Below are 7,096 nucleotides of genomic sequence, written 5' to 3'. Positions count from 1 at the left end.
GCTATAGAACCGGGACGGCCGGTTAGTTGCAGCCCCATGCCGGCGTTCATGGAACAAACCCTCCACCGGACGCCGGTATGGCGGCTATGAGCCCAAGCCGCAGAACGTTGCGCATGGATGATCCGAGCATTGCATTCTCCCGACTCACACCTTGCATTTTAAATGTCAGACTTTTAAATGTCGGACAAATGTTTTTTTTGCCGGGGCACCTCCGGCGTAGTGCTGCGTCAGGGCCTGAGCATGAAGATTGACCCCAACAGTTCCGCCGATCTTTCGGTTCAGATAGCGCAGGCTATCAAGGATGCCATCATCTCGGGGGCGCTGATCGTGGATGAGCGGCTGCCGTCCGAAAGCGAGTTGTCGGAGCAGTTTCAGGTCTCCCGCTCCACCGTGCGGGAAGCGTTGAAGCGATTGGCTGCGCAATCCTTGATCCGCACCCAGCGCGGCGCCTCCGGCGGGGCGTTTGTGAACCGTCTGAGCTTTGAGGACGCCTATTCACAGCAGGTCACCACCTCGACCCTGCTGCTGAGCATGAACGCGGTGAGTTTTGATACCGCTTGCGAGGCGCGTTACGCGCTGGAGCGTGCCTGTGCGCCGCTGTCGGCAGCGCGGCGCAGCGCCGATCACCTGGCCACTATGCGGACAGAGATCTTCCGCCAGGGTCAGCCGGGGCTGACCGATGTGGCATTTTGCGCCTCCGATGTGGCGTTTCACCGGGCGTTGGTGGACGGGGCCGGCAATCCGGTGCTGTCCTATCAGCTGGCCGGCGCGGTGGAGGCGATGCAACCCTTGATGAACATGATCACCTTCACCGCCCGCGACCGCGAGGTGATCACCGGCCTTCACACCCGCATTGCCGATGCCATTGAAGAAGGTAACGGCGGCGCTGCCACCGCAGGCCTGCAAGACTTGGAAAACGAAACGCGCAAGCTGGCGTCCGATGTCTTTGCGGCCCGGGCGCATAAGTAGAAGCGCGGCACATTTCTGACCGTGAACCGAACACCGGGGCCAAGGTCCCCCCCCGTTCGGCACTTTAATCTGACATCCGGCTGCACGATATCTGTGCCTTCCAAGCAGTGCAAAACCACGGTCAAGTGATTGTTTTCCGGAACAATACCAAGATCCCTAGGCTGGCGTGACACCGCCGTTTCCCGGTGCGGGAAATGGCCAAAGTCCTACTAGGGTTTTCAGCGGCTCGGCCAGCGGCAGATGACCCGTCCTCCGCGCCTGAAATCTGACCGGATTCCTCGCAGAATTCCGGTTCCCCCCTTTGCAACCCGAAAGAAGCAGACTATATAGCCACTGTTCCCTTGCGGAACTATGGACATAAACGCGCTCGTAATAAGCGGATCGGACCCGGGGGCGGTACCCGGCGACTCCACCAAACATCCTTCATTTGGGGATCATGGGGTCGAAACAGGATCGACGGACGTCTAAAGGGGTTAGCTTTGTCTCGGCGGGGTGCCACCGTACCGGCCCAAACAGTACAATTGCAAATGACAATCGTGCTCCGGCAATGGCTCTGGCTGCGTAAGCAGTTCGAGTCGCCGAAACTAAGTCCTTGCGCCTAGCAGTGTAAGGCGGGGTTCGCAGGTACCTGGCAACAGAAACCTGCACTTTCCGCCCTGAGACTAAATTGCTGTCACGCCAACCTGCCGGAATTATCGTATGGGCGGTTCAAATCTGCTGGCGGCAGCGATATCACCGACGCTTGAAACAAAACCGGTCTGCGGCCTGCCCCTACCCGCCGCTATCTGCCCGGAGAAGAACGCATTCAGAATGAAGATGTCCAAATCTATCAGCAAACCCGAATTTGACCCAGTGTCCCCGCGCCGGACAGCGCCTGCGCTCGGTCTAACGCAGCATACAGCGGATTGCGCCCCGGCCATGGCAGCCCCCTTTGACCCCGCAAGCCCGGCTGATATGCCTGTGACCCGGCTGCTGTATTACTGGTTCGAACAGGTTTGGCGCAAAGGGAATATGGACGCAGTTGCCGAAGTGATGACCCCAGACACGTTGATTTCCGGCGCAATCGCTGCCCTTGCAGAACCTGAATGCGACTATGGCGAAGTTGTCGCGGCTCTGCGCAACCTGCTGGGGCCGATGACAGTCACCTTCACCCATGCAATGGAAGCCGCCGACTGGGTTGCCATCCGGCTTTTGGTTCGCACCAGCAAGCCAAGCGATGGCACGCCCTTCCAGATCACCGGTCAGTTGATGGCCCGGGTGGAGGAGGGCAGGATCGCCGAACTGCACTCCAATATGGACTACTTCCAGATGTTTGAGAAACTGGGACAGCTGCCGCCCGAGGCCCTCGCGGTTTGCATGACAGGCGAACGGTTGAAGTGACCCGCATTGACTGCCTCGTGCAGCCTTGACAAGGCTGCCGCAAATGCGGTCTCTAAGAGCTATGGGGACAAACGCGAACGCCCCGTGAGGCGACAAGCCCAAGGTTCGCATGTTAACCTTGCTCGCGAGGAGACATGCTCATGGCTGCCCCGAATGAAATCACCCCTGCCCAGCTCCTGCGTCTGATCGGCACGCCCACTGCGCCGGTGCTGGTGGATATCTGCATTGACGAGGACTTTGCCGCGGATCCGTTTCTGATCCCCGGTTCCTGCCGCCATCCCCATCGGGATATCGATGGCCTCAAGGCCCGCCTCGACGGGCGGTGTTGCGTGGTGATCTGCCAGAAGGGCATTAAACTGTCGCAAGGCATGGCCGCCTGGCTTCGCAATGACGGGATTGAGGCGGAATATCTGCAGGGCGGCATGTTTGCCTGGCGAACCCTGAAAGATGCGCCGCGGATCCCTGCCAGCGCCCTGCCTGCCCCGGAGGGCGGCAGCACTCTGTGGGTGACCCGCCACCGCCCCAAGATCGACCGCATCGCTTGCCCCTGGCTGATCCGCCGCTTTGTGGATCCCAAAGCGCGTATTCTGTATGTCTCGCCGTCAGAGGTGGCCGGAGTTGCAGACCGCTTTGGCGCCACGCCGTTTGATGTTGAGGACGTGTTTTGGTCGCATCGCGGGCCGCTTTGCACTTTTGACACCATGCTGGACGAATTCGGGCTGAGGACACCGGCGCTGGACAGGCTGTCCCTGGTTGTAAGAGGCGCCGACACCAACCGGCACGACCTGGCGCCCGAGGCAGCGGGGCTGCTGGCCCTCTCGGTCGGGCTGGCGCGCCAGTTCAAGGACGACCATCAGCAGCTTGAGGCAGGCATGACCCTATATGATGCGCTATACCGCTGGGCTCGTGACGGCCAGGGCGAAGGCCACGACTGGCCCGCGGACCGGACAGCATGAGCCCCCCCAGCTGGACGGAGATGTTCCGTGTCTTCGGGCGTATCGGGGTACTGAGCTTTGGCGGCCCCGCGGCGCAGATTTCAGTGATGCACAAGGAGCTGGTTGAAGACCGCCCCTGGCTGAGCGAAGACAGCTTCCTGCGCGGCCTTTCCTTTTGCATGCTGCTGCCGGGGCCGGAGGCGATGCAGCTGGCAACCTATACCGGCTGGCGGATGCGCGGCACCGCCGGCGGGCTGCTGGCGGGGCTGCTGTTTGTGCTGCCGGGTGCGGCGGTGATTGCGGCGCTGGTCTGGCTCTATGCGCAATACGGCACCCTGCCCGCGGTGCAATCCGCGTTTCTGGGGGTCAAGGCGGCGGTGGTTGTCATTATCCTGCAAGCGCTGCGGCGGCTGGCGGGCAAAGCCCTGAACCATCCGCTGGACTGGGCGCTGGCGGGGTTCGGCTTTGCAGCGCTGTTCCTGTTCAACCTGCCGTTTCCGATGGTGGTGCTGGCCGCCGCCTGCTTTGGCCTGCTGCGCAAAGACAGCAGCACCGGTGATCCCGCACACAACACGCCTGCCCGCAATGGCAGCACTCTGCGCATAATTGCGGTCTGGGGCGGGTTGTGGCTGCTGCCGCTGATTGCCTTGTCGCTGTCCGGAGCAGGTTTTCTGGCGGACATCGGCTGGTTCTTTTCCAAACTGGCCGTGGTGACCTTTGGCGGTGCCTATGCGGTGCTGGCCTATATCAGCCAGACCGTGGTCAGCCAATTCGGCTGGATCAGCGCCGGGCAGATGATCGATGCCCTGGGCCTGGCCGAAACAACCCCTGGCCCGTTGATCTTGGTCACCCAGTTCGTCGCCATGTTGTCCGGACTGACGCAGGGCGGGTCCGGGCTGTTCCTGGCTGCAGGCGCGGTGGCGCTTTGGGCGACCTTCATGCCATGTTTTCTGTGGATCTTTGCCGCGGCGCCTTATGTTGAGCGTATCGCCGCGCATCCACGGCTTGGCATGGCGCTGAAGGCGGTAACGGCCACGGTGGCGGGTGTCATTCTGAACCTGTCCGTGTGGTTCATGATACATGTGGCCTTTACCGGAACGCAGGTGTTTGAGGCCGGTATTCTGCACATGCCTGTTCCGGTCTGGAGCAGCATGAACAGCACAGCGGTTCTGCTGGTTCTGCTGGCGCCGCTTGCCGACTGGGTGGTGCGCGGTAATATGCTGCTGCTGCTGGCAGTGATGGCAGCAGCCGGTCTGGCCATTGCAGAATTCCCGTTTGCAATCAGCTGACTGCCGATGCCCGCAAAGTGCCGTCAGCCGCAAGAAATTTTCGGTCCGTGAAAAGGCTGCCCTTTTGTTTCCGCCAGAATCTCCTATGCTGGGAACAAATGAACAAAGGGTGACTGCATGTCCCGTGAAATCGACTATGGCAACCTGATGCACTCTGCCATGCGCGGCCTGATCCGGACCGTGCTGCAGGATATCTCTGACAACGGCTTGCCCGGTAACCACCACTTTTTCATCACCTTCGATACAGCCCACCCGGATGTGGAACTGGCCGATTGGCTGTCCGACCGGTATCCGGGTGAGATGACTGTGGTCATGCAGCATTGGTTCGACAATCTGACCGTGGATGAGGACGGCTTTGCGGTCACTCTGAACTTCGGTGACTCCCCGGAACCGCTCTATATCCCCTATGACGCAATCCGCACATTTGTGGACCCGTCAGTGGAATTCGGACTGCGGTTCGAGTCCGCCGATGAAGAGCCGGAAGGCTACTCCACGGTGATGGATCCGGCTGAGGAACCGAACGACGCTGAGGAGCAAGAGAACGACAAGAAAGACGCGGATGTCGTGTCACTGGACAGCTTCCGCAAATAGGCGGCACTGCCTCTTGACGCAGTATCAGGCAGCCCGGCCAGCTGCCGTTTTCATGTCCTGTTTTTGCATGTCCCGCTGGTTTCCTGGCCTATTGCCTGGCCAGGAAGGTTTCCAGCTTGCGGCGCGGTTCGCCGTTCAACCGTGAAATATAAACCAGCTCCAGCCCGCCATCGGCCAGGGTCCTGTCATACTGCTGCATTTCGTAGTCGCCGTTCGGGTGAATAAACAGCGAAAAGACTGTCAGCGTATCGCCGGTCAGGCGCCCCCAGACAAAGGGTTCGCCCTCCATCGGGTTCAGCGGCACCGCGTGACCAAACACATTGCGCGTCATCGCCGCAGAGTAGACACCTTCGCGCCCGCTTTGCAGAAATTCGATTTCATAGGTCTTGGTCTTTTTGCGGCCGTCATCCTTTTCGGTGGTCGCGGTCCATTCAATAGTGAACCCTTTTTTCATCTCATGGATGGTGACGCTCATATCCCGGGGATCAATGTCGCCATCCGCTTTGACGACGTCGACGCTGCCTGCATATTCGCCGGAAAACTGCGCAATACCTGCGGCAATCCCCTGCACAGCTCCGCACAGCAGAACACAGGCTGCCAATGCAGGCACAGCCAGGGATTTCACTGACAGAACAGCACACAGACGGATTGGCACGTTCTTTTCCTTTCCGGATACAAAATCGCCCGTTTCCCGCCCCATCCCGCTCACTGTAACCATAGCATGGATTGAAGCAACAGCGTGGGTTGGATTGCGCCAAATCGATACTATACCTCACCTGCCTTTTGGCTATGCTGCGCGCAACTGGCCAATTGCGCCGCGGCACTGCGCAGGCTACACGGCATACAATCGCATACCCAACGGAGAGAAGACGGATGTCCGAAACCCGCACCGAAACCGACAGCTTTGGCCCGCTTGAGGTCCCCGCAGACAAATACTGGGGCGCCCAGACCCAGCGTTCCATCATGAACTTCCCGATCGGCTGGGAAAAGCAGCCTGTCGCCATTGTGCGCGCGCTGGGGGTGATCAAGCAGGCCTGCGCCATGGCCAACAAGGAGTCGGGCAAGCTGGATGCAAGGATCGGTGATGCCGTGATCCAGGCCGCCAGCGAAGTTGTTGCCGGCAAGTTCGACGACAACTTTCCGCTGGTGGTCTGGCAGACCGGTTCCGGCACCCAGTCCAACATGAACTCCAACGAGGTTATCGCCAACCGCGCGATCGAGATCCTGGGCGGCGTCATCGGTTCCAAGGACCCGGTGCACCCAAACGATCACTGCAACATGGGCCAGTCCTCGAACGACACATTCCCCACCGCCATGCATATCGCCACCGCGATGAGCGTGCGCGATGTGCTGGTGCCCGGCCTGACCAAACTGGCCGAAGGGCTGGAGGCCAAAGCCGAGGCGTTCAAGGACATCATCAAAATCGGCCGCACCCATACCCAGGACGCCACCCCGCTGACGCTGGGCCAGGAATTTGGCGGTTATGCGCATCAGATCCGTCAGGGTCTGGCGCGGGTCGAAGCGGCGATGCCCGGCATCTATGAACTGGCCCAGGGCGGTACCGCGGTTGGCACCGGGCTGAACACCCAGAAAGGCTGGGGCGAGAAAGTTGCCGCCAACATGGCAGAGATTACCGGCCTGCCCTTTGTCACCGCCCCCAACAAGTTCGAAGCACTGGCCGCCCATGACGCCATGGTGTTCCTGTCCGGAGCGCTCGCGACCATCGCCGGGAGCTGCTATAAGATCGCCAATGACATCCGCTTCCTCGGCTCCGGCCCGCGCTCCGGCCTGGGCGAGCTGATCCTGCCGGAGAACGAACCAGGCTCATCGATCATGCCAGGCAAGGTCAACCCGACCCAGGCTGAGGCGCTGACCCAGGTGGCGGCGCATGTGATGGGCAATGACGCGGCGATCAAGTTTGCAGGCTCGCAG

The 7,096-nt window shown here is 60.6% G+C and carries 7 protein-coding genes and 1 other RNA gene; 7 read left to right on the top strand and 1 reads right to left on the bottom strand.

Annotation, left to right across the window (positions count from 1 at the left end):
* Positions 1 to 240: 240 nt before the first annotated feature.
* The 6 genes from VOI29_RS20755 (at position 241) to VOI29_RS20730 (ending at position 5,164) form a co-directional block, all read left to right on the top strand.
* Positions 241 to 969 (top strand): FadR/GntR family transcriptional regulator, encoded by a 729-nt coding sequence (locus VOI29_RS20755; RefSeq protein WP_323783237.1) that lies wholly within the window; start codon positions 241 to 243, stop codon positions 967 to 969.
* A gap of 296 nt (positions 970 to 1,265) precedes the next feature.
* Positions 1,266 to 1,618: a transfer-messenger RNA gene (ssrA, locus tag VOI29_RS20750) on the top strand.
* 305 nt (positions 1,619 to 1,923) lie between these two features.
* A complete protein-coding gene (locus VOI29_RS20745; RefSeq protein WP_323783234.1) occupies positions 1,924 to 2,349 on the top strand; it encodes a nuclear transport factor 2 family protein in 426 nt (141 codons plus the stop codon).
* Positions 2,350 to 2,489: 140 nt separating this feature from the next.
* Positions 2,490 to 3,305 (top strand): sulfurtransferase/chromate resistance protein, encoded by an 816-nt coding sequence (locus VOI29_RS20740; protein WP_323783231.1) that lies wholly within the window; start codon positions 2,490 to 2,492, stop codon positions 3,303 to 3,305.
* Entirely contained in the window at positions 3,302 to 4,573 is a 1,272-nt protein-coding gene (gene chrA / locus VOI29_RS20735) for a chromate efflux transporter (RefSeq protein WP_323783228.1), read from the top strand. The genes VOI29_RS20740 and chrA overlap by 4 nt, the downstream gene beginning before the upstream one ends.
* A 117-nt stretch (positions 4,574 to 4,690) precedes the next feature.
* The gene (locus VOI29_RS20730; protein WP_323783225.1) at positions 4,691 to 5,164 is read left to right on the top strand and encodes an SspB family protein; all 474 of its coding nucleotides are present in this window, start codon (positions 4,691 to 4,693) and stop codon (positions 5,162 to 5,164) included.
* Between the two features lie 88 nt (positions 5,165 to 5,252).
* Here VOI29_RS20730 and VOI29_RS20725 read toward each other — a convergent pair whose 3' ends face one another.
* On the bottom strand, positions 5,253 to 5,819 hold the full coding sequence (locus tag VOI29_RS20725; protein ID WP_323783222.1) for a hypothetical protein: 567 nt from the start codon (positions 5,817 to 5,819) through the stop codon (positions 5,253 to 5,255).
* A 218-nt stretch (positions 5,820 to 6,037) separates the two neighbouring features.
* On the opposite strand from VOI29_RS20725, the gene VOI29_RS20720 reads away from it, so the two are divergent.
* A partial coding sequence (locus VOI29_RS20720) for a class II fumarate hydratase (RefSeq protein ID WP_323783219.1) occupies positions 6,038 to 7,096 on the top strand: 1,059 nt, incomplete at its 3' end.

It is taken from the genome of Leisingera sp. (assembly GCF_034669605.1).
Classification (GTDB): domain Bacteria; phylum Pseudomonadota; class Alphaproteobacteria; order Rhodobacterales; family Rhodobacteraceae; genus Leisingera.
The sequence above is the reverse complement of the archived record's forward strand: the minus strand, read 5'-3'. Positions and strand labels throughout refer to the sequence as shown.